This is a genomic window from Phenylobacterium sp. (genome assembly GCF_004299445.1).
In the GTDB taxonomy this organism is placed as follows: Bacteria; Pseudomonadota; Alphaproteobacteria; order Caulobacterales; family Caulobacteraceae; genus Phenylobacterium.
Window position 1 is genome coordinate 1 of record NZ_SCTC01000003.1, and the last position, 22,531, is coordinate 22,531.

The 22,531-nt window shown below is 69.5% G+C and carries 20 protein-coding genes; 7 read left to right on the forward strand and 13 right to left on the reverse strand.

All coding sequences use genetic code 11. The features are described 5' to 3' along the window. Positions 1-421: 421 nt before the first annotated feature. The 5 genes from EPN98_RS00235 to EPN98_RS00255 all read left to right on the forward strand — a co-directional run bounded on the left by EPN98_RS00235 (position 422) and on the right by EPN98_RS00255 (position 5,900). Positions 422-2,833 carry an ATP-dependent helicase gene (locus EPN98_RS00235; RefSeq protein ID WP_293358627.1) on the forward strand — a complete coding sequence of 804 codons (2,412 nt, stop codon included), beginning with the start codon at positions 422-424 and terminating at the stop codon, positions 2,831-2,833. Between the two features lie 203 nt (positions 2,834-3,036). Next, complete coding sequence (locus EPN98_RS00240) at positions 3,037-4,005, forward strand: magnesium and cobalt transport protein CorA (RefSeq protein ID WP_293358631.1); 969 nt, start codon at positions 3,037-3,039, stop codon at positions 4,003-4,005. Positions 4,006-4,042: 37 nt separating this feature from the next. Further along, positions 4,043-4,507, forward strand: a complete 465-nt coding sequence (locus EPN98_RS00245; protein ID WP_293358634.1) for a hypothetical protein — start codon at positions 4,043-4,045, stop codon at positions 4,505-4,507. 64 nt (positions 4,508-4,571) lie between these two features. Beyond that, the gene (locus EPN98_RS00250; protein ID WP_293358636.1) at positions 4,572-5,438 is read left to right on the forward strand and encodes a 50S ribosomal protein L11 methyltransferase; all 867 of its coding nucleotides are present in this window, start codon (positions 4,572-4,574) and stop codon (positions 5,436-5,438) included. 69 nt (positions 5,439-5,507) lie between these two features. Continuing rightward, a complete protein-coding gene (locus tag EPN98_RS00255; RefSeq protein WP_293358638.1) occupies positions 5,508-5,900 on the forward strand; it encodes a hypothetical protein in 393 nt (130 codons plus the stop codon). On the opposite strand, the gene EPN98_RS00260 is transcribed toward EPN98_RS00255, so the two are convergent. Beyond that, the gene (locus EPN98_RS00260; protein WP_293358640.1) at positions 5,897-6,241 is read right to left on the reverse strand and encodes a GIY-YIG nuclease family protein; all 345 of its coding nucleotides are present in this window, start codon (positions 6,239-6,241) and stop codon (positions 5,897-5,899) included. The genes EPN98_RS00255 and EPN98_RS00260 overlap by 4 nt on opposite strands. Beyond that, on the reverse strand, positions 6,241-6,672 hold the full coding sequence (locus tag EPN98_RS00265) for an ABA4-like family protein (protein WP_293358643.1): 432 nt from the start codon (positions 6,670-6,672) through the stop codon (positions 6,241-6,243). Before EPN98_RS00265 ends, EPN98_RS00260 begins: the two co-directional genes overlap by 1 nt. 124 nt (positions 6,673-6,796) lie before the next feature. Here EPN98_RS00265 and EPN98_RS00270 point away from each other — a divergent pair, with 124 nt between their 5' ends. Both EPN98_RS00270 and EPN98_RS00275 read left to right on the forward strand, forming a co-directional pair. Next, complete coding sequence (locus tag EPN98_RS00270) at positions 6,797-8,611, forward strand: aminopeptidase P family protein (protein WP_293358646.1); 1,815 nt, start codon at positions 6,797-6,799, stop codon at positions 8,609-8,611. Beyond that, complete coding sequence (locus EPN98_RS00275) at positions 8,611-9,453, forward strand: class I SAM-dependent methyltransferase (RefSeq protein ID WP_293358649.1); 843 nt, start codon at positions 8,611-8,613, stop codon at positions 9,451-9,453. Before EPN98_RS00270 ends, EPN98_RS00275 begins: the two co-directional genes overlap by 1 nt. Before the next feature lie 10 nt (positions 9,454-9,463). On the opposite strand, the gene EPN98_RS00280 is transcribed toward EPN98_RS00275, so the two are convergent. The 11 genes from EPN98_RS00280 to EPN98_RS00330 form a co-directional block, all read right to left on the reverse strand. Further along, complete coding sequence (locus tag EPN98_RS00280) at positions 9,464-10,321, reverse strand: crotonase/enoyl-CoA hydratase family protein (RefSeq protein WP_293358652.1); 858 nt, start codon at positions 10,319-10,321, stop codon at positions 9,464-9,466. Positions 10,322-10,403: 82 nt separating this feature from the next. Beyond that, positions 10,404-11,579, reverse strand: a complete 1,176-nt coding sequence (locus EPN98_RS00285; RefSeq protein WP_293358655.1) for a class I SAM-dependent methyltransferase — start codon at positions 11,577-11,579, stop codon at positions 10,404-10,406. Beyond that, a complete protein-coding gene (ligA, locus tag EPN98_RS00290; protein WP_293358658.1) occupies positions 11,579-13,903 on the reverse strand; it encodes an NAD-dependent DNA ligase LigA in 2,325 nt (774 codons plus the stop codon). Before ligA ends, EPN98_RS00285 begins: the two co-directional genes overlap by 1 nt. Positions 13,904-14,052: 149 nt before the next feature. Next, positions 14,053-15,750: a DNA repair protein RecN gene (gene recN, locus EPN98_RS00295; RefSeq protein WP_293358661.1), complete on the reverse strand. Its 1,698-nt coding sequence runs from the start codon at positions 15,748-15,750 to the stop codon at positions 14,053-14,055. 65 nt (positions 15,751-15,815) lie between these two features. After that, positions 15,816-16,811, reverse strand: coding sequence for an outer membrane protein assembly factor BamD (locus EPN98_RS00300; protein WP_293358664.1), 996 nt, complete (start codon positions 16,809-16,811; stop codon positions 15,816-15,818). A gap of 116 nt (positions 16,812-16,927) precedes the next feature. Further along, on the reverse strand, positions 16,928-17,539 hold the full coding sequence (locus EPN98_RS00305; protein WP_293358667.1) for an MSMEG_1061 family FMN-dependent PPOX-type flavoprotein: 612 nt from the start codon (positions 17,537-17,539) through the stop codon (positions 16,928-16,930). A gap of 54 nt (positions 17,540-17,593) precedes the next feature. After that, positions 17,594-18,475, reverse strand: coding sequence for a UDP-3-O-acyl-N-acetylglucosamine deacetylase (gene lpxC / locus EPN98_RS00310; RefSeq protein ID WP_293358670.1), 882 nt, complete (start codon positions 18,473-18,475; stop codon positions 17,594-17,596). Between the two features lie 209 nt (positions 18,476-18,684). Further along, positions 18,685-18,903, reverse strand: a complete 219-nt coding sequence (locus EPN98_RS00315; RefSeq protein WP_293358673.1) for a hypothetical protein — start codon at positions 18,901-18,903, stop codon at positions 18,685-18,687. Positions 18,904-18,983: 80 nt separating this feature from the next. Next, positions 18,984-20,492, reverse strand: a complete 1,509-nt coding sequence (ftsZ, locus tag EPN98_RS00320) for a cell division protein FtsZ (protein ID WP_293358676.1) — start codon at positions 20,490-20,492, stop codon at positions 18,984-18,986. 367 nt (positions 20,493-20,859) lie between these two features. After that, positions 20,860-21,228, reverse strand: a complete 369-nt coding sequence (locus EPN98_RS00325; RefSeq protein WP_293358679.1) for a BlaI/MecI/CopY family transcriptional regulator — start codon at positions 21,226-21,228, stop codon at positions 20,860-20,862. Positions 21,229-21,317: 89 nt separating this feature from the next. Then, positions 21,318-22,394 carry a phytase gene (locus EPN98_RS00330; RefSeq protein ID WP_293358682.1) on the reverse strand — a complete coding sequence of 359 codons (1,077 nt, stop codon included), beginning with the start codon at positions 22,392-22,394 and terminating at the stop codon, positions 21,318-21,320. Positions 22,395-22,531: the final 137 nt, after the last annotated feature.

Here is a 22,531-nt window from a genome sequence, read left to right on the forward strand (position 1 = left end):
CCTGCCGGCGCCCACCTTCTTCCCCGACCCCGAACCCGCCACACCCGAAGACGTCGCCGCCGCCAACGCCGCCGCCCGCGCCTTCACCGCCGGCCTGCACGCGACGGCACCGCATCACACCCCGGCGCGTCCCTCGAAACCGCCCTGGCGCCCCTCCGGCTGACGCCCCACCCGCGCGAAGCGCCCTCTATTTCGAACCACGAACCACACGAACCACACGAACGCTCCCAGGCCACCGCTCGGAGCGCGCGACCGCATGTTCGTGTGGTTCGTGTGGTTCGTGGTTGAATCCAAACAGCGCCTGCGGCGCGCACAGCGTCCGAGGCCCAGCCCTTTCCGCGCCTTCCGCAATTTCGGGAGTTCAAACCACAGGACGTTCCGCCCCTTAAGCCGGCGGCCCTTTGTGCTACATATGTTCCAAATGTCCCTGTTCGACTCGACTCCCACCCCCCGCATCTCCGACCTGGCCCGCGTCGACGCGCGGCCGGACGACTATCTTGCGGGCCTCAATCCCGAACAGCGTGAGGCCGTCGAGACCGTGGACGGCCCGGTGCTGGTGCTCGCGGGCGCAGGGACGGGCAAGACCAAGGTGCTGACCACCCGACTGGCCCACATCCTCGCCACCGGCCGGGCCCGACCGTGGGAACTGCTGGCCGTCACCTTCACCAACAAGGCCGCGCGCGAGATGCGCGAGCGGATCGCCCATATCATCGGCCCGTCGGCCGAGGGCCTGCGCTGGCTGGGCACCTTCCACTCGGTGGCCGCCCAGATCCTGCGCCGTCACGCCGAGCTGGTCGGCCTGAAGTCGAACTACACGATCCTCGACACCGACGATCAGGAACGCCTGATCAAGCAGATCCTCGAGGCCGAGAACATCGACGCCAAGCGCTGGTCGCCCAAGATGCTGGCGGGCCTGATCGACCAGTGGAAGAACCGCGGCTGGCGTCCCGACCAGCTGCCGCCCTCCGAGGCCCAGGCCTTCGCCAACGGCAAGGGCCAGGCGATGTACCGCCTCTACCAGGAGCGGCTGCGCATCCTGAACGCCTGCGACTTCGGCGACCTCCTGCTGCACAACCTGACCATCTTCACCAGCCAGCCGGACGTGCTGGCCGAGTATCACAACCGCTTCCGCTACCTCTTGGTCGACGAGTACCAGGACACCAACGTCGCCCAGTACCTGTGGCTGCGCCTCCTGGCCCAGAAGAGCCAGAACCTCTGCTGCGTGGGCGACGACGATCAGTCGATCTACGGCTGGCGCGGCGCCGAGGTGGACAACATCCTGCGCTTCGAGCGCGACTTCCCGGGCGCGAAGGTGGTCCGGCTGGAGCGCAACTACCGCTCGACCAGCCACATCCTGGCCGCCGCCTCGGGCCTGATCGCCACCAACAAGAGCCGCCTGGGCAAGACCCTGTGGACCGAGGCCAACGACGGCGAAAAGGTCGTGGTGCGCGGCATCTGGGACGGCGAGGCCGAGAGCCGGCTGATCGCCGAGGAGATCGAGCGGGCCAAGCGCAAGGGCCGCAAGTACTCCGACATCTCGATCCTGGTCCGCGCCTCGTTCCAGATGCGGGCCTTCGAAGAGCGGTTCGTCCTGCTCCAGATCCCCTATGTGGTCATCGGCGGCCCGCGCTTCTTCGAGCGCGCCGAGATCCGCGACGCCATTGCCTACCTGCGGCTGATCCAGTCGCCGGCCGACGACCTGGCCTTCGAGCGGATCGTCAACGTTCCCAAGCGGGGCATCGGCGACACCACCGTCCAGCGCCTGCACGCCCTGGCCGGCATGCGCCCCACCCGGCTGCATGACGACGCTCCGCTGTTCGACGGCCGCACCGGCGAGGTGGTGAACGAGGCCGAGATCTCGGGCGCGACCCGCTTCCGCACCCTGACCCAGGCCGCCGAGGAGATCGTCCGCACCGACGAACTGGCCGCCCGCACCCGCACGTCGCTGGCCAACTTCCTGCGCGATCTCGACCGCTGGCGCAGCCAGGCCGGCCAGGTCCACCACGCGCGCCTGATGGAGGCGGTGCTGGAGGAGAGCGGCTACACCGACGCGCTCAAGCTCGACAAATCGCCCCAGGCCCAGGGCCGGCTCGAGAACCTGAAGGAACTGGTCCAGTCGATGGGCAGCTACGAGACGCTGGAGGCCTATCTCGAGCATGTCTCGCTGGTGATGGAGCTCGAGCGCGGGCCCCAGGCCGACAGCGTCCAGGTCATGACCCTGCACCAGGCCAAGGGGCTGGAGTGGCCGCTGGTCTTCCTGCCCGGCTGGGAGGAAGGCGTCTTCCCGTCCCAGCGCTCGATGGACGAGAGCGGCGAAAAGGGCCTCGAGGAGGAGCGCCGACTGGCCTACGTCGGCATCACCCGCGCCCGCGAAGAGGCCCGCATCAGCTTCGCCGCCAACCGCCAGGTCTACGGCCGCTGGACCAGCCAGCTGCCCAGCCGCTTCGTCGACGAACTGCCGCTGGCCAACGTCGAGGCCAGCTCCGAGACTGGCTACTACGGCGGCGGCCCCGGCATGCAGCAGCACGGCAGCCGCTGGGACGAGGACCCCAAGTTCGGCAACGGCTACGATTCACCGGGCTGGCGCCGCGCCCAGGCCAACCAGTACCGCGGCAGCCACCCGGGCCGGCAGGCTGTCATCGAAGGCGACGGCCGCCTCGTCGCCACCTCCGCCAGCTCGGCCGCCTCGGACTTCAAGCGCGGCGACCGCGTCTTCCACATCAAGTTCGGCTACGGCTCGGTGAAGGGCGTCGAAGGCAACAAGCTCACCGTCGCCTTCGACAAGGCCGGCGAAAAGAAGGTCATCGACAGCTTCGTGGAGAAGCAGGGATAGATGCAGCGCCCCCTCCACCGCTTCGCGGTCCCCCTCCCCCATTGGCATGGGGGAGGAACTGAAGTGGTTCGATTGCCCCCAGTTCCTCACCCGCTTGCGGGGGAGGGGGACCACGAAGTGGTGGAGGGGGCGCTGGCGCCGCGCCAAGGCGTTGCCATCCCTACCCCTTTGCTCTCTCATCCCCCCGGGGATCGGGACATCGCATGCCAATAGCGGCCGCCAGGGTCTATTCGGAGGGACATCGTCTGCGGCACCTGCGGGTGCATGACGCGGACGACCGGCCGGTGCAGGCGCACCAGTTCGCCTGGATCGGGCTGGTGGATCCCGAACCCGCAGAACTCGGCCCGCTCCAGGCCAAGTTCGGCCTGCACCCGCTGGCGGTCGAGGACGCGCTCTGCGAGCACCCGCTGCCCAAGGTCAGCGTCTACGGCGACCAGATCTTCGTGGCCGCCCGCACGGCCCGGCTCGAGGGCGAGACCATCGTCTATGGCGAGACCTGCGCCTTCCTCTGCAAGAACACGATCATCACGATCCGGCGGGGCGGCGCGCATGCCTACACCGAGGTGCGCCGCCACCTGGAGGATGCGCCCTCCCTGCTCAGCCACGGCGTGGCCTATGTGCTCTACGCGCTGCTCGACTTCATCGTCGACACCTACCAGCCCATCGTCGACGAGATCGAGGAGGAGGTTCTCGCCATCGAGCGCCGCTGCCTCGACGCCTTCCTCAGCCGCGACGACGTCACCCACCTGTTCAACCTGCGCCAGGAGCTGACGCGCTTCCGGCGCATGCTGGGCCCGATGGAGGAGGTCTGCGCCAAGCTGGAGCACCTCCATCTGCCCTTCATGAACGCCGCGATCCGCCCCTACTTCCGCGACGTGGGCGACCACGTGCGCCGCGTATCCTCGGCTATCGAAGGTCTGCGCGAGGTGCTGTCGTCGGTGTTCGAGGTGGCCAACCTGTTCGAACAGCAGCGCCAGAACGACGTCAGTCGCCGCCTGACCGCCGGCGCCGCGATCCTCGCGGTGCCCACCATGATCTTCGGCCTCTACGGCATGAACTTCGACGTGATGCCCGAACTGCGCTGGCAATACGGCTATCTGGTCGTGGTCGCGGTCGTGGTCGTCATCTGCGTCGGCCTCTATCTCGCGTTCCGCCGCGCCAAGTGGCTGTGAAGCTGCAACCAACTCGCGGCCCGCGCGTATGTGCGGCATGGGGAAATTCATCCGCAGCGACGATCTCAAGCGAATCTTCACCGGCGCGAGCCTCGCCGTCCTGGCCGGCCTGATGCTGGGGGGCGCCGTCCAGCCCCCGCTGAGCGACGGCATCCTCGCGCCGCAGCAGACGTGGGCCGGCGGCGGCGCCCGCAACTACGCCGCGGGCGCTGAGCGCGGACTGAGCGCCTACGCCGCCCAGGTCCCCGACTACGTCACCGGGACGAACTACACCCAGGCGCCGCCCGTGGCCGACCGGGTCCTGGCCTACGAAGAGCGCGCCGAACCCGCCGCCTACGACATCGCCGAGCACGCCCAGACCGCCGAGGCCACCGCGCCGACCCGCTGGGAGGACGAGCCCCGAGAGGCGCCGCTCTACCCCTCGCAGAGCGGCAACGCCTACAACCCATCCGACCTTCCGCAGCCGCCCGAGCCGCCGGTCGAGCTTTTCGACCCCGCCTGAGACGAGAGAGCTGAGCGTATCGCCCCTCGCCTTTCGTCACCTCTGCCTATAGAGCCTCCCGCCCATGAGCGACGAGGCCATCCAGATCATCGCCCGCGGCCCCCGCGCGGTCGCCGAAGCCGCAGCGGCCGCCCTTGAGGCGGACCCCGCGACCGAGGCCCTCACCTTCTCCATCCTGGAGGAGGACGAGGACCATGACGTCTGGCGCATCGACGCCTTCCCCACCGAGGCCGACGAACAGGCCGCGATCGTCGAGGTTCTGAAGGGCTACCCCGGCCTGCGCGTCCTGGTCGAGAAGCTGGCCGACGCGGACTGGCTGGCCATGGCGCTGTCCGGCCTGCCGCCCGTGCGCGCAGGCCGCTTCTTCGTCTACGGCGCCCACGACAAGGGCCTCGCTCCGGCCAGCACGGTGAACCTGCGCATCGAGGCGGGCGCCGCCTTCGGCACCGGCCACCACGGCACGACGATGGGCTGCCTCCAGGCGTTCCACGACCTGCTGAAGGCCAAGCGATTCAAGCGCGTTCTCGACGTGGGCTGCGGCACCGGCGTGCTCGCCATCGCCGCGGCGCGCACCGGCACGCCGATCGCCGTCGGCACCGACATCGACGCCCCGTCGGTGCGGATCGCCAATGAGAACGCCCGGCTGAACCAGTCGACCGCCCGCTTCGTCCACGCCTTCGGCCTGAACGACGCCCTCGTGCGCAAGGATGGCCCCTACGACCTGGTGTTCGCCAACATCCTGGCCCCGCCGCTGGTGGCGCTGTCGCAGGACATCAAGCGGGCGCTGAAGCCGGGCGGCCTGACGATCCTGTCGGGCCTACTGCGCACCCAGGAGCGTCGGGTGACGGCGGCCTACACCTCCAAGGGCTTCCGGCTCGTGCGCCGGCTCCACCGGGACGCCTGGGCTACGCTGGTCCTGCAACGCCCCTAGGAACCGACGTCGCCCCGCCACGTTCTTCCTGCCCGTCCAAGCGGGGCCGTGAAGCGAAGGACGATGACGATGCCGGACTACGAACGGGTCACCACCACGACGACCGAACCCGAGCGGGTCGTGATCCGCCGCGGGGGCAACGCCACCGGCTGGTGGATCGCGGCCCTCGTCGCCATCGTGGCGCTGGTGGCGGTGTTCTTCATGGTCAGCGCCACAGGCCCCAGCGCCGACGACCTGCAGGCCGCGCGTGACCAGGGTGTCGCCGAGGCCAATCTCGCCAACGCCGCGGCCAGCGCACAGCTCGCCGCCGCCAACGCCGCCCAGGCCGCTCAGGACGCGGCGACGGGCGCCGCCTCGGCCACAGAGAGCGCCGCCAAGGCTGCGGCCGATCGCACGGAACAGGCCGCCGCGGTGGCCGCCGACACGGCCGAGGACGCTGTCAGCGTCGAGCCGCCCCGCTAGCCCACCGCCTTCTTCGCTCCGAGCGTCGCCAGCCAGTGACGCTCGCGGGTCTTGATCAGGTCGGCGCGGCCCAACGGCGTCAGGTCCTCATCGTCGATGCGCTCCAGCGGCTCGAAGCTGAAGGCCTCCGCGCCATGGGCGTTCCAGGCCGTCTGCAGGTCGCGGTTGCCATGGCCGCCGGTGCGCAGGCTGAACCACAGGGAGTTCTGCTGGGCGTCGAGATTGCGCGATCCCGCGACCCAGACCTCACCGGTCGGCGCGCAACGGATCGCATAGACGCCGACCGCCACCTTCCGTTCCTTCCAGTCTCGGACGGCCTCACGGCGGGATTGCTTGTCCATCAGGCGCGCTCCGCACTGCGCAGGCGCCAACCTGCGCACAGGCCGAGGAAGCCCACGAGGCCCACTGGTCCGACGAGGAACGTCAGCGCCAGGCAGGGCAGCACCAGCAGGTAGGGCAGCCGCCGTCGCGCCGCCTCCTCGACCGCCCACGTCCCCACCCAGAGATCGAAGGCCAGATAGTGGGTCCAACCCAACACAGCGTGCTCCGGCTGCGCGAAGAGCGCGCTGACCCCGGCGAGCGTCGTGAAGTCGGGCGCGCCGCCCTCGGACAGGCCGCGCGCCAGCAGCACCACGTAGACCACAGACAGGGCCGCCGCGAACCCACGGGCCGCGAGCACGATCGGCTCGCGGCGTAACGGGTAACAGACAAGCACGACCCAGGCCGCCAGGGCGGCGATGTTGGTCACGCTGAACACAAGCTCGGGATTCATGGCGTCGCTCCGCAGTCGGACGGGCTCCATATAGGCTATAGACGGAAAGTCAATTTTACCCGGACACAATAAGCACGTCGCCGGCCCTTTGCCGAGCCCGCGGGAAGGGCTTACATCCCTGTCCATGCGTCAGACCTTCGATGAGACCACCGACCGCTCGTTTGGGCCCCGCCATGTGCCGCTGATCCGGGAAGCCATGGCGCAGCAGGGCCTGGACGGGTTCCTCGTCCCGCATGAGGACGAGCATCAGAACGAATACCTCCCGGCCGCCAACGACCGCCTGGCCTGGGCCACCGGCTTCACCGGCTCGGCCGGCGCCGCCGTGATCCTGAGGGACAAGGCTGCAGTCTTCGTGGACGGCCGCTATACGCTGCAGGTTCGCGACCAGGTGGACGCCCAGTTGTTCGAGATCCGCGACCTGGTCGAAGGCGGCGTGCCCGCCTATCTGGAAACCGCGACCGCGCGCGGCCAGAGGATCGGCTACGACCCGCGCCTGCACAGCCCCGACGCCCTGGCCCGCCTGAAGGAAGCCGCCGCCAAGACCGGGGCCGCCCTCGTCGCGGTCAATGACAACCCTCTGGACCGCGCGTGGGGCCAGGCTCGTCCGGCCCAGCCGACCGCCCCTGTCGTCCCCCATCCGGCCGAGTTCTCGGGCGAGGACTCCAATGCCAAGCGCGCCCGGGTCGGCAAGGCGGTGGCCGCGCGCGGCGGCGACGCGGCCGTGCTGACGGCGCCCTCGACCATCGCCTGGTTGTTCAACGTGCGCGGCGGCGACGTCATCCGCTCGCCCCTGCCCCTCGGCCAGGCCATCCTGAACAAGGACGGCGCGGCGCGCCTGTTCCTGGATCCGGCCAAGGTGACGCCGGACCTGCGCGCGTGGCTGGGCAATCAGGTGCGGCTGGAGACGCCCGATGACCTGCCCGCCGCGCTGGCCGAGTTGAAGGGCCAGAGCGTGGTGGTGGACCCGGCTCAGTCCTCGGCCTGGTACTTTGACACCCTGGCCGAAGCCGGCGCGACGGTGATCCGCGCCGAAGACCCCTGCGCCCTGCCTCGCGCATGCAAGAACGCCGTGGAGATCCAGGGCTCGCGCAACGCCCACATTCGCGACGGCGCCGCCCTGACCCGCTTCCTGCACTGGGTCGCGACCGAGGGGCAGGTGAACCCGCCCGACGAGATCACCGCCGTCACCAAACTCGAGAGCTTCCGTGAGGCCACCGGCGCGCTGAAGGACCTGTCGTTCGACACCATCGCCGGCGCCGCCTCCAACGGGGCGATCGTCCACTACCGTCCGACCGAGCGCCTGAACAAGCGGGCTGAGACCGGCTCGCTGCTGTTGATCGACTCCGGCGCCCAGTACCTGGACGGCACCACCGACGTCACTCGCACGGTCGCCATCGGCGAGCCGGCCGCCGAGATGCGCCAGCGCTTCACCCTGGTGCTGAAGGGTCACCTGGCGCTGGCGGGTATTCGCTTCCCGGCCGGGACCACCGGTTCGGCCCTCGACATCCTGGCGCGTCACGCGCTGTGGATGCATGGCCTGGACTACGACCATGGCACCGGCCACGGCGTCGGCAGCTATCTCGGCGTCCACGAGGGCCCACAGCGTATCGCCAAGGCGCCCAACGCGGTAGCGCTGCGCCCCGGAATGATCCTCTCGAACGAGCCGGGCTACTACAAGGAAGGCGGCTACGGCATCCGCATCGAGAATCTGCAGGTCGTCACCGAGGCAGCGCAGATTCCGGGCGGCGAGCGGCCGATGCTGGGCTTCGAAACCCTGACCCTCGCGCCGATCGACCGCCGCCTGATCGACCGCGACCTGCTGAGCGCCGACGAGCGGGCCCAACTCGACGCCTATCACGCCAAGGTGCGAGACGTGATCGGACCCCTGGTGGAACCGGAGGTCCGAAGCTGGCTCCTCGACGTCACGGCGGCGATCTGATGAGCCAGCCCCCCAACGCCCAACAGGCCGCCTACTGGAACGAGCAGGCCGGTCCCACCTGGGTCGACATGGTCGATCCGCTGGACCGGCAACTGGCGCCCCTCGGCCGCGCGGCGATGCGGGCGCTGGCCCTTCGGCCTGGTGAATCCGTTCTGGACGTGGGCTGCGGCGCCGGCGCCACGACGCTGCAATTGGCTGAACAGGTCGGCCCCACCGGACGCGCCACCGGCGTCGATATCTCGCGGCCACTGCTGGAGACGGCGCGCCGACGGGCCGAGCGGCTGGCGAACGTCGAGTTCCTAGAGGCGGACGGCCAGTCCCACCCGTTTCCCGTGGCCGGCTACGACGCGCTCTTCTCTCGCTTCGGCGTGATGTTCTTCTCCGAACCGACGGCGGCCTTCGCCAATCTTCGTCGCGCCCTGAAGCCGGGCGGACGGATGGCGTTCGTTTGCTGGCAGGCGCCGGCCGCGAACCCGATCATGACCCTGCCCATGCAGGCGGCGCTGGCGCACGTGCCCGCACCCCCACCGGCGGCCGATCCCACCGCTCCAGGACCCTTCGCGTTCGCCGACGCGGACCGACTGCGAGGCATTCTGGACGCTGCCGGCTTCAGCGGCGTGGCGGTCAGACCGCACCAGGAGAAGATCGGCAGCGGCGATCTTGAGACGGCCCTGACGGTCTCGTTGAAAGTGGGCCCGCTGGGAGCCCTCCTCAGGGAGAACCCCGATCAACGCGACGCGGTGATCGCCGCTGTCCGCGCGACGCTGTCAGCCCACGACGGCCCAGACGGCGTGAAGCTCGACTCGGCGACCTGGATCGTGACCGCCAACAATCCGGGCTGAGATCCCTCGGTCACATGCCGCGATGGATCGGCACAAGATCGGGGAAGTCGGGCTCGCGGCCCTCTTGCTTGGCCTTGAACGCCTCGGCCATGTGAGGGCCTGCGAACATGCCGGCCTGCCAGGCGCCCAGGTAGTCCAGCGACGCGGCAGTCCCGTGCTCGCGGGCATGGTTGATCATGACCTTGGACCCGGCCACCGCCAGCGGCGCCTTCGTGGCGATCTCGGCCGCCGCGGCGAGCGCATGGGCCACGACGGCCTCGTGGTCGGGCAGCACGGCATTGACGAGGCCGATCTGCAGCGCCTGCGCGGCCGGCATCCGCCGCCCGGTATAGGCCAGCTCCCGCACCCAGCCCTGTGGGATCAGCTTGCAAAGCCTCGGGAACGTGCCCGCGTCGGCGGTCATGCCGATGTTGATTTCCTGGACGCAGAAAAACGCATCAGCGCTGGCGTAACGGATGTCGCAGGCGCTGGTCAGGTCGACGCCGCCGCCGATGCAACCGCCCTGGATGGCGGCGATGACGGGGACGCGCGCCTCGTCCAGGCACGAGAAGGTGTCCTGCAGCGACCGCAAGTGATGGCGCGAAGCTTCAGCCTGCACCCAACGGTCTCCCGGCCGCGCGCCAGCCTCGCCCACCCCGGCGAAATTCTGCAGATCCATCCCAGCGGAGAAGTGCTTGCCGGTCGAGGAAATGACGATGGCGCGGGCGCGCGCATTGTCGTCGATGTCACGCACGATGGCGGGCAGCTCGTTCCAGAACGCCCGGTTCATGGCGTTGTACGCGTCCGGGCGGTTGAGCCGGATGTGGGCGACCCGGCCCTCCAGGGTGACGGAGAAGCAGCTCCAGGCCGTCTCGAACGCGTTGCTCATGTTGTCTCCTCCGGGCGGGACGCCAGTGGTTCGCGCAGACCACCACCTTCACGAAGCGGAAGGGAAGCCCTCGGAGGGCGGATCAGCCCTTTACCTGCATCCAGAACGACGCGCCGTAGAGGTCCACGCTCTCCAGCGGCCCATGGCAGACCGCCTCTCGCGCTTGGCGTCTCAGCGCGGGATCGCGGCCGACCCACCAGCATGGGAATAGGATCTCGAACCGGTCGGGCCCGAACAGCAGCGCCACGGCCAGCAGGTACTGCTCGTTCCACAGCTGGCGCAGGTGGCCGGAGATGTAGTCGTCGGGCAGGTAGATGTCGTGGACCTGGACGATCACGCCGGGCTTCAGCCGCGGCAGGATCTCGGTGAAGAAGACCGTGACGTCCGAGCCCTGAAAGGCGCGGTGCGAACTGTCGAGGAACAGGATGTCGCCGGGGTCCAACGCTTGGAACATCGCCGGGTCGCACTGTTCCAACGGCCGACGGATGACCTCGTCGCAAAGCTGGTCCACGGCGTTGCGCGGCTCGGGATCGATCGAGGTCAGCCGCGTTTGCAGGCCAAGGCGGCTCACGGCGCGACGCGCGAACTTGGTGGATACGCCTGAGCCGATCTCCAGGAAGCGCTTCGGATTGCGCCGCTTCAGCATGGTCGTCAGCGCCATGCCGTCCAGCGCGGGGAACCAGACGTTGAACCAGAACGGGTCCGTGGACTCGTAGCTGCCGCCCAACGCAACCTGCGCGAAGTCGGCCTGCAGCGCGCCCATCTCACCGATGAAGGCGGCGTAGCGGTCGCGGCCGCGTTCCAGAATCGCCGAGAGCTCAGGGTGCGACGTCCGGCCCGCGCCGTGCCGCAACGTGGCGGTGTAGCGATAGTCGGCCAGCTCGAAGGCGTGAACCGCACGCTCGGTCGCAAACACCAGGCCCGTCAGCGGAGCAAGAGGCGCGGCTGCGGGATCGCGCAGCGCCACGGCCCGAGCCCGGGCGGCTTCGGCGCCCGGCTCGCCCGCATCCCGCAGCGCCACGGCCAGGTCGTTCCAGACAACCTCCAGGCTCGGCGCGCGTTCGGCGGCTTCGCGCAGAAGTCTCACACCTTCACCGCCGCGACCCAGCTTGCAGCGAACGACCCCGAGCAGCCGTAGCGCCGCGGGGTTGTCGGGCTCGCCAGCCAGGACCTCGACGAAAATCAACTCGGCCAGGTTCAGCAGGTTGCAGCGCAGTCGGTCGAAGCCGATCAGCAGCATCTCTTCGGTGGCGGCCACTAGGCGCCCACCAGGGCGATCCACTCGTCCTCGGTCAGCACCTGCACGCCGTGCTTTTCGGCGTCCTTCAGCTTCGATCCGGCGCCGGGGCCGGCGACCACCAGGTCGGTCTTCTTCGAGACCGAGCCCGAGACCTTGGCGCCCAACCTTTCGGCCTGCGCCTTGGCCTCGTCGCGGGTCATGCGCTCCAGGCTGCCGGTGAAGACCACGGTCTTTCCGGCGACGGCCGTGTCGGTCTTGGGACGCTCGGCGTCCTTGACCTCGAGCTCGGCCAGCAGATCTTCCACCAGAGCGCGATTGTGATCCTCGGCGAAGAACTCGGCGATCATGCGGGCCGCCACGACGCCGACCGCGTCCACCGAGGCCACTTCGAGGAAGGCGTCACCGGGGATCTCGGACGCCGCCTGCCGGGCGCCGGCCTCGAAACTGGCCCAGTCGCCGAAGCGAGCCTCCAGCGCCGCGCGCGCCTTGGTGTTCAGCTTGGGGATCGCCAGCCGCAGGCGGGCTTCCAGCGAGAGGTCGGGCGGGACCAGCAGCCCCTGCCCCGAGCGCGCGAACTCCAGCACCGCCGACACGGCCGTCGGGCCCAGGCCGTCGAGATCCGACAGCTCGGCATAGAGCGGGCCTGCCATCTGCTCGGCCGCCAGCTTCGAGGTCTCGACGAACCGCGCCACGGTCTCGAAGTGACGCGCCAGCGCCGTCGAGGTGGTCTCGCCGACGTGGCGGATGCCCAGGCCGTAGATGAACCGGTCCAGCTCGATGTTCCGGCGCTCCTCGATGCTGGCCAGAAGGTTGCCGACGCTGGTCTCGCCGAAACGATCGAGCGTGAGGATCTCGTCGCGGCGGTCTTTCAGCCGGAAGATGTCGGCGGGCGAGTTCAGCCAGCCCTTTTCCGAGAAGGTGGTCAGTTGCTTCTCGCCAAGGCCCTCGATGTCGAAGGCGCGCCGGCTCACGAAGTGTCGCAGGTGGGCCAGCTTCTGGAACGGGCAGGCGAACTCACCGGAACAGCGCCGCACCACCGTCTCGGCGCCCGCCGCGGTGGTCTCACGCACCAGCTCGGTGTGAAGCGGGCACGGACAATGGGTGGGGAACTCGAACGGCTCGGGCCCGCGTGGCTCGTCCTCGACGACGCTGACGATCTGGGGGATCACGTCGCCGGCCCGCTGCAGGATCACCGTGTCACCGACGCGCAGACCCTTGCGGGCGATTTCGTCGGCATTGTGCAGCGTGGCGTTGACGACCACGACGCCGCCCACCGTCACGGGGTGCAGCCGCGCGACCGGGGTGATCGCGCCCGTGCGTCCCACCTGGATGTCGATGGCCTCGAGGATCGTGCGGGCCTGCTGGGCCGGGAACTTCCGCGCGATGCCCCACCGGGGCGCGCGGCTGACGAAACCCAGACGCTGCTGCCAGTCGAGCCGGTCCACCTTGTAGACGACGCCGTCGATGTCATAGGCCAGGTGCGGGCGCACCTGCTCCATCGTGGCGTAAGCGGCCAGCAGGCCAGCCGCGTTCTCAACGCGAACGCTTTGCGGGGTGGTCTGGAACCCCCAGTCTTTGAGCTTCTGCAGCGCCTCCCACTGGGTTTGGGCGAACGGCTGCGAGTGGGCGCCCCACGCATAGGCGAAGAAGCGCAGCGGACGGGCCGCCGTAATGGCAGAGTCGATCTGGCGAAGGGAGCCCGCTGCGGCGTTGCGCGGGTTGGCATAGGTCTTCTGCCCGGCCTCGGCGGCGGCGGCGTTGAGCGCCGCGAACTCCTCGTGGCCCAGATAGATTTCGCCCCGCACCTCGATCTCGTCGGGCCAACCCGAGCCCGCCAGCTTGTGCGGGATCTCGCGGATGGTGCGGACGTTGGCGGTGACATCCTCGCCGACCCGCCCGTCGCCGCGGGTGGCCGCCTGGACGAGTTCGCCTTTCACATAGCGGATCGAGCACGACAGCCCATCGATCTTCGGCTCGGCCGTGTAGCCGACGGTCTCGGTCGGCGAGAGCCGCAGGAAGCGGCGGATGCGGGCGTCGAACTCGGCCGCCTCGTCGTCGGCGAAGGCGTTGTCGAGGCTGAGCATCGGCACGCCATGCTCGACGGCGCCGAACTTCTCGGACCGGGCCGCGCCCACCTTCAGCGACGGCGAATTCTCGCGGACCAGATGGGGAAAACGCGCCTCGATCTCGGTGTTGCGCCGCTTGAGCGCATCGTAGTCGGCGTCTGAGATCTCGGGTTCGTCGTGCTGGTGGTAGGCGATGTCGTGCCGCGAGATCTCGTCAGCGAGCCGCGTGAGCTCCTGGACGGCTTCGGCTTCGGTGAGGTCTGCGACGGGGATCATGGGCGAAGGTCTAGCGCGCTCCACGCACCTTGCGCAAAACAGAACAAACAAGCAACTATACTTCCTTTCCCACGGAACGCGCGAGAGGGGGACCGCTCGCCGAAGAGCGGGCGGTCCCCCTCTCCCACTTCGTGGGAAAGGAAGGCGCCTTAAGCGTCCATCAGCGCCCGGGCGGCGGCTCGCGCGGCGTCGGTGATCTGGGCGCCCGCGAGCATTCTGGCGATCTCCTCCTCGCGGTCGGCGGGCGAGAGCACCTCCACGGCCGTGCGGACGTGGTCGGCGCCGCCGGCCTTGGCGATGCGCCAGTGGGCCTCGGCGCGGGCGGCGACCTGCGGGCTGTGGGTGACGACCAGAACCTGGGCGGCAGATGCGAGGCGCTTGAGGCGCAGGCCCACCGCATCGGCGACGGCGCCGCCCACGCCCTGGTCCACCTCGTCGAAGATCATCAGCGGCTGGGGACCGGTCCCCCGGCCGGCCAGGGCCGCCTTCAGCGCCAGGGCGAAGCGGGCCAGCTCGCCGCCCGAGGCGATGGCGCCCAGGTCGCCGAACGGCGCCCCAGGGTTGGTGGCGATCTCGAAGGCCACGCGATCGAGACCCGTGGGGCCGGCGCGGTCCTCGGCCAGGATTTCAACCGCGACCCGGAAGCGGGCCTTCTCCAGCTTGAGCGGCGCGAGTTCGGCCATGACGGCGGACGTCAGGGCGTCACCGGCGACGCGGCGGTCAGCCGAAAGGGCCTTGGCGGCGTCGAGGTAGGCGGCGCGGGCGGCGGCGGCCTGGGCCTCGGCGGCCTTCAGGGTCTCGTCGGCGCTCTCCACGGCCCGCAGGCGCTCGGCGAACTGCAGGCGCAGGCTCGGGAGCTGCTCGACGGCGACGTTCAGCTTGCGAGCGAGGCCCCGCAGGTCGAACAGCCGCTCCTCGGTCTTCTCCAGGCGGTCGGGCTCGAAGTCGAAGGCCGCGGCGGCGTTGTCGATCGCAGCTTCGGCCTCGGCCGCCTCGACCAGCACCCGGTCCAAAGCCTCGGCGGCGGCGGCCAGGCGGCTGGTGGCTGGCCCCTCGGCGGCGGCGCCGGCGGTCAGCGCGCGCTCCCGCGCGCGCTCCAGGGCGCGGATGGCCTGGGCGACCTTGCCGCTCAGCCCGTCGAAGGTCTCCCGCGCCACCGCGATATCGGCCAGCGCCTTCTCGGCGGCGCCCAGCAAGGCGCGCTCCTCGGCCAGGGCGGTCTCCTCGCCGTCGCGCGGATCCAGCCGGTCCAGCTCGGACAGGCGGAAGGTCAGGTCCTCGATCTCGGCCGCCGAACGGGCGGCGTCGGCGCGCAGGGTCTCGACCCGCTCGCGCGCCTCGCGCCAACCGGCCCAGGCGCCGGCGACGGCCTGGCGACGGCGGTCGAGGTCGCCGTAGGCGTCCAGCAGCGGGCGATGCGTGCGCGCGTCGAGCAGGCCCACGGTCTCGTGCTGCCCGTGGACTTCCAGCAGGGCTTCGCCCAGTTCCTTGAGCACGCCGACGCCCGTGGCCTGATCGTTGACGAAGGCCCGGCTTCGCCCGTCGGCGCTGAGCGAGCGGCGCAGGACCAGGTCCTCGTCCTTGGCGTAGGCCAGGCCCTTGTCTTCCAGAATGTCCCAGACCGGATGCGTGGGCGCCGGTGCGAAGACGGCGGTCGCCACTGCCTGGGCGGCGCCCCGACGCACGAGGCCGGCGTCGCCGCGCGCGCCGGTGGCCAGGCCCAGGGCGTCCAGGATGATCGACTTGCCCGCGCCGGTCTCGCCGGTAAGCGCAGTGAGGCCGGGCCCGATGGACAGGTCCAGGGCCTCGATCAACACCACATCGCGGATCTGCAGACCGATCAGCATCGCCGCGGAGGATCGCTTGGAATCAGATGGGTTAGAAGGGGCGCGACGCTATTCCGACGCCAGGTTCAGGACGGAGGGGTCTCGGGCGCAGGGGCCGGGAGCGGTTTGTCTTCCTTCTTGCCGAACGGCAGCCGGAAGATGGTCTTCTTATCGGCCTGCTTGCTGGCCTGGACCGCGACGTTCGTCTCCTTGGCCTCGGGCGGAGCCACCGTCTTGCCCTTGTCGCGCGTGAACGGCAGCCGGAACATGCCGCCGCCGCCCGACTTGGGCTCGACCGCCGGGCGCAGGCCCTTCGACGTCAGCAGCTTGTAGGCGTCGTTGTACCAGGGATCGCCCGGATAATTGTAGCCCAGCACCGCGCCGTTGCGCTTGGCCTCGTCCAGCAGGCCCAGGGTCAGATAGCTCTCGACCAGCCGGTACAGCGCCTCGGGCGTGTGGCTGGTGGTCTGGTAGCGGTCGACCACGGTGCGGAAGCGGTTCGTGGCGGCCAGCGTGTCGCCCTGGCGCAGGTACCAGCGGCCGATGGTCATTTCCTTGCCGGCCAGCTGGTCGTTGACCATGTCGATCTTCAGGCGAGCGTCAGAAGCGTACTCGGTGCGCGGATAGCGCTGAACCACATCGCGCAGCGCCGCCAGCGCCTGGCCCGTGGCCGCCTGGTCGCGGTTCACGTCGACGATCTGCTCGAAGTAGCAGATGGCCTTGATGTAGTGGGCATAGGCCGCGGTCGGGTTGCCCGGATACAGCTGGATGAAGCGGTCGGCGTCGGCCACAGCCTCGGCGTAGTCGTTGCCCTGATAGTGGGCGTAGGCCTGCATCAGGATCGAACGACGCGACCATTCCGAATACGGATGCTGGCGTTCCACTTCCTGGAAGTAGTTGACCGCCTGATTCCACTGCCGCCGGTCCAGCCGGTCGGCGCCCGTGGAATACAGCAGCTCCACCGGGCGCTCCTCATAGGCCAGACGCGGCTTCTTCTTGCTGTTTCCGGCGCAGGCGGAGAGGGCGAGTGCGCAGGCGGCGGTGACAAGAACCACCTTGGCGGACGTTCGGACCGAAGACACCTTCACCTCAAGACAGACGCGCGCCCCCACGCGGGAGTCGCTTCTACACTACCACTTGTGGCGAGCAAACGGCGGTGGGGCCGCTGCCGTCCTTTCCCGGGACGGGCCTCGGCAGATCAGAGCGTCTGCTTCAGGCTCGCGACCTGTTCGGCGTGGGTGGTCTTCGGGCGGTCCACCCCCAGCTGGTCGGTGATCATGTCCGACAGCGACGGCAGGGTCGCCCGGTCGATCCTGTGGCTGTCGCCCCAGAGATCGGCGCGCATCAGCGCCTTGGGGCAGTGCAGGTAGGCCTCGCGCACCTCGATCTTCAGCAGGGTCTTCGGAACCTTGCCGAACTCCTCGAAGGTCCTGGCCAGGTCGTCGTCGACGACGAGGCTCGCCGGGCCGTTGACGCGGTAGATGTCGTCCACGCCGGGGATCATGAACATGAGGCCGACTTCACCCGAGCCCTCGGCGACGTTGCGCAGCGAATCCAGGCGGTTGTTGCCCGGCCGATCCGGCATCAGCAGGGTCTTCCCATCCTCGGACACTCTGATGAAGCCGGGCCCGCCGCCGCGGGGCGACACGTCGACCGTCCCGTTGGGCCCCACGGTCGCCAACGCGACGAAAGGCGAGAGCTCGATGAAGCGGCGGCCGTGCTTATCGACGACGCCGATGTCCTTGGCCACGGTCAGCTTGTGGGGCGGGGCGTAGAGGGCGTCGAGCTTGGCGCTGGCGTCGTCGGGCATGGGGGCCTCCTGCCGGAGCATTAGGCCTCAGTTGCGAACAATTCGCAACATCTCCTAGACGGCCTCGCGCAGTTCCTCGGCAAGGGTGCAGACGCGCCAGGCGTCAGGGCGGGCCAGCAGCGCGCGCACCAGGGCGTTATTCAGACCGTGACCGGCCAGAACGCCTTCGAAGCGGCCGATCACCGGGCCGCCCAGCACGTAAAGGTCGCCGATGGCGTCCAGCGCCTTGTGGCGCACGAACTCGTCGGGCCGACGCAGGCCCTCCGGATTCAGCACCCGGTCGTCATCGATCACGACGCAGTTTTCCATCGAACCGCCGCGGGCCAGTCCCATGGCGCGCAGAGCCTCGACGTCGCTGAGGAAGCCGAACGTGCGGCAGTCGGCGAGTTCGTCCCGGAACGCTTGTTCGTCCATCGCCATGTCGATGGCCTGTCGGCCAATGGCGGCGGTGGGGAACTCGATCGTAAAGGCCACCTCAAAGCCATCGGCGGGCTTCAGCGTCGCGCGCTTGTCGCCGTCGATCACTTCGACGGTGTCGAGGATCTCGATGTAGTTGCGGGCCGCTTCCTGCGGGCGCAGGCCGGCGCGGTCCAGGATGCGGACGAAGGGCAGCGACGAGCCGTCCATGATCGGCATCTCAGGCCCGTCCACCTCGACGATGGCGTTGTCGACGCCCAGCATGGCGAAGGCGGCCATCAGGTGCTCGATGGTCGAGACGGTGACCCCGGCGGCGTTGCCGATGACGGTGCCCAGCTGGGTCTTGCAGACCGCTTCGCCGGTGGCGGGGATAAGGTTGTCACGGTCGCGCACGTCAGTGCGGACGAAGACGATGCCGGCGCCGACCGCAGCAGGGCGCACGTTCACGCGGGTGTAGGCGCCCGTGTGGACGCCGACGCCGGCGAACAGCGCCGGGGCCCGGACAGTGTGCTGGAACATGGACGACGCCAAAGTGGACCTTCCTGCGATACGCGGCGCGACAGCGACGACTCCAAGTCCCCCAACGTCCGGCTAAGGCGATTGATGCACCGCAGCAAAACACTTGGTGTTTCGCAATGTTTCTCTTTACCGTCCGTTAAGGGCGATCTTCATCAAGCGACTGATATCATGGAATATTTTGCGCTCGCAGCGGCCATCGCACCGGCGGCTCACGTCGCCGGATAGAGCTGGGCTCCGACAAGGTTTCGCGACCGGTCCAGGATGCGCACCTGCACCGCGCGGCCCAGTTGAGCCAGGCACGCGGCGAGCCGTCTGGCCTGGGCCTCGGCGCGCCCGCCCGACTGGAACACGAGGGGCTCGAGACCGGCGCACAGCACGGCCCAGCCGTTGGCCAGGGGCGAGACCAGGATCACGCGGTGACCGCTCATGAAAAGTCCTCCCGGATGGGCTCCGGGAGGACTTCTAGCAACGCGCGCCAGGGCGCGGTGTGACGATTTCGTGGAGTTTTCTAGTTGGCCAGTCGGCGCAGGAACGAGGGGATCTCGAGATCCTCGTTCTGGTCGGCTTCCTCAGGCGCGGCAGCCTCCAGCGGCTGGGCGCCGCCGCGGACCGGGGCCGGTTGTGTCGCGCGAGCCGCCGGGGCCGGCGCGGGCGCCGGCTGGGGCGCTTCGAAGCGCGGGCGACCGCCGAAGATCGACAGGAACCCGCCGCGCGGCTTGCGGGGCTCGAAGGCGCTGTCGGCGAACAGGGGCTCATCGCCCGGCTCGGCCGCTTCCGGATCGACGATCCGGGTGACCGGCGCCGGAGCGGGCGCCTCGTACGACGCCGCGGCCGCGGCGATCTGCGCGCCGATGTCGTCGGCGGCAGGCTGGGCGAAGATGTCGGGCTGCTCTTCCTCGGCCGCCGCGAAGCTGGGCTCCTCGGCCGCAACCGAGGCGGCGACCGGCTCGGCCTCGACCGGGGCCGGCTCGGGCCGTGGCGTCACGGTGGCCCGCAGGGGCTCGGCCATGAGCGAGCGGCGCTCGATCTTGGGCTCGATCGCGGCGATGGACGCGCCGTCCATGCCGGTGGCCACCACCGAAACCCGGATCATCCCCTCCAGCGACGGATCGAACGCGGCGCCGAAGATGATGTTGGCCTCGGGGTCGACCTGTTCCGAGATGGCGTTGGCCGCCTCGTCGACTTCCAGCAGCGTCATGTCCAGGCCGCCGGTGACGTTCACCAGCACGGCCTTTGCGCCCTTCAGCGAGACTTCGTCCAGCAGCGGATTCTGGATGGCGTTCTGGGCGGCCATCAGGGCGCGATCCTCGCCCGTGGCCTCGCCCGTGCCCATCATGGCCTTGCCCATCTCGGTCATGACCGTGCGGACGTCGGCGAAGTCGAGGTTAATCAGTCCGGGCAGGACCATCAGGTCGGTGATCGAGCGCACGCCCGAGTGCAGGACCTGGTCGGCCATGCCGAAGGCTTCGGCGAACGTGGTCCGCTCGTTGGCGACGCGGAACAGGTTCTGGTTCGGGATGACGATCAGCGTGTCGACATAGCGCTGCAGCTCGGTGATCCCGGCGTCGGCCAGGCGCATCCGGTGGCGGCCTTCGAAGTGGAAGGGCTTGGTGACCACGCCCACCGTCAGGATGCCCCGCTCGCGAGCGCACTTGGCGATGATGGGCGCCGCGCCGGTGCCGGTGCCGCCGCCCATGCCGGCGGTGATGAACACCATGTGGGCGCCGTCCAGGTGCTCGCCGATCTCGGGAATGCTCTCCTCGGCGGCGCTCATGCCCACCTCGGGGTGGGCGCCGGCGCCGAGCCCTTGCGTCACCTGCACGCCCAGCTGGATGCGGCGCTCGGTCTTGGCGAACTGGAGCTGCTGGGCGTCGGTGTTGCCGACGACGAACTCCACGCCTTCGAGGCCGGCTTCGATCATGTTGTTGACCGCGTTGCCGCCCGCCCCGCCGATCCCGAACACGACGATCCGGGGCTTGAGTTCTGTCGCGCGCGGCGCGGAAAGCGAGATGGCCATTGGGACGTCGTCCTTCCGAATTTTGCGGTCTGCGCGCCTGACACCGCCGCGTCCGACGCACCCTGGTAACGATGCGTTAAGTACGCGCCGACACCCTTAATCGAGTGTTAACCGCATACTGTGAGTCGGAACTTGGTCGAGCTTTGCCGAACAGGTTTTTCAGCACTGTCCCCAAGGAAACCCGACCCGAATCGACAGTAACGCCGTGACACCGTGACTCAGGGAGTCGGCCGGCCGGGTCAAGGCCGCCGCAACGTCAGGTTTCGACATCGGATCGGGCGCCCCGAAAGCGACCTGGCGTCGGCCTCCATGGGCGTGTGCCAGGGTCCCCTGGTCTCGCGGATGGGCGCGCACGCGATCGCCGCCCTCACCTCTCGTCATCGAGCTCCGCGATGAGGCGCTTCAGGTCGGCGATGTCCTGTGCGGTGAGCTTCTGGCGTTCTGAGAAGTGGCTGACCAGCGGGGCGAGGCGACCGTCGAACAGGCGGTCCAGCAACCCCTGGCTCTCGGACTCCACATATTCGTCGCGGGCGACCAGCGGACGGTAGAGATAGCGGCGGCCGTCCTTCTGGGCCGACACCGCGTTCTTGTTGAGCAGGCGGTTCAGCAGGGTCTTGAGCGTCGCCTCGGCCCAGCCCTGGGCCTCGCCCACCTCGGCGAAGATCTCCTCGGCCGTGAGCGGCTCGCGCCGCCACAGGGCCTCCATCACCAGACTCTCCGCGCCGCTGATCCGCACTGTCCAAGCCCGCCATCTTCGGCGTACGTTCACGTACGTAATCGCTGGCGTCAACCTGCCCGCGCTGGAACCGCTCGCAAGGTCGAGGGTCAGAGCCCCAGCGCGGCCTTCACGCGGTCCCAGTCGACCAGCTTGAAGTTCTGGCGCGCGCCGGCAGGACCCGTGTCGACGTCGTCCTGCACGACGATCAGACCGTTCGGGAAGCCGCCCACCAGCCGGCCGGCCGCGGCCACGCCGTCGGTGCCGGTCACCGCATCGACGCCGTTGCCCTCCACGACGCTGAAGCGGCCATAGTACAGCGCCTCGTCGGCATCGGTGACCTTCCAGACGGCGAAGGCCGAGTCGCCCTGGCTGGAGGCGATCAGCCAGGTGGCCGCGCCGTCTTCCAGCAGCGCCAGGCCCTCGACATCGGGCATCAGCATCTGCGACGGCGCCTCGGCGATCAGCACGCCGGGCGTGGCCGTGACGCCCAGGTCGTAGCGCCACACGCCGCGGCCTTCTTCGCCCAGGTAGAGGCGGCCCCGGGCGTCATCGGCGACGCAGCCTTCGGGCTGGGTGGCCACAGCGAAGCGGCGCTCTTCGGTAAGCTGCGGCTTGCCGTCGGGGCCGGCGGCGACGCGCAGCTGGCGAACCTGGCCGTCCGTGCCGTTGACGATCATCAGGAACGCATCGCCCCGCCGGGCCAGGCACAGACCATAGGGCTCGGTCAGATCGATCGGGACAGCGGCCCAGAAGCTGAGCTTCAGCGTCGCGGGGTCCAGGAAGAACAGCGCCGCCCCGGCGCCGCGCCGCCCGCGGTCGGACGTCGCCACCAGCACCTTCGGCCCCGAGGCGGTGGGGAAGCCCTCGCGCACGTCGACGTTGTTCGGCTTGCCGCCGGGCAGGAACTGCAGCTGCTTGCCGGCCAGGTCGTAGACATAGAGACCGGCCTGCTTGTCGGTGCCGATGATCACGCCGCGCGTGCGGTCCGCGGGGTCGACCCAGATGGCCGGGTCGTCAGCGGCGTCGCGTGCGGCCGTGCCCACCGGCGGAGTCTCGGCCGAGGCCAGCACGGGCTTGCCCGCGCCCACGGTCATGCCGCCGGAGTCGGAGACGTTCTCCGGACCCAGAGTCGCGCACGCGCTCAGCATCAGGCCGAGCGCCGAAACCAGCACCGTCATACGCATGAAAGACATCAACCCCGACCCGATCGCCCACGTGCCGGAGCGTCGCGCGCCCTATGCACCGGCGCCGGCGACAGTTTGATGACGTGGCGATGACAGCGGCGGCGACCGGATCTGGCGGGACCGAGGCCGTAGGCCCG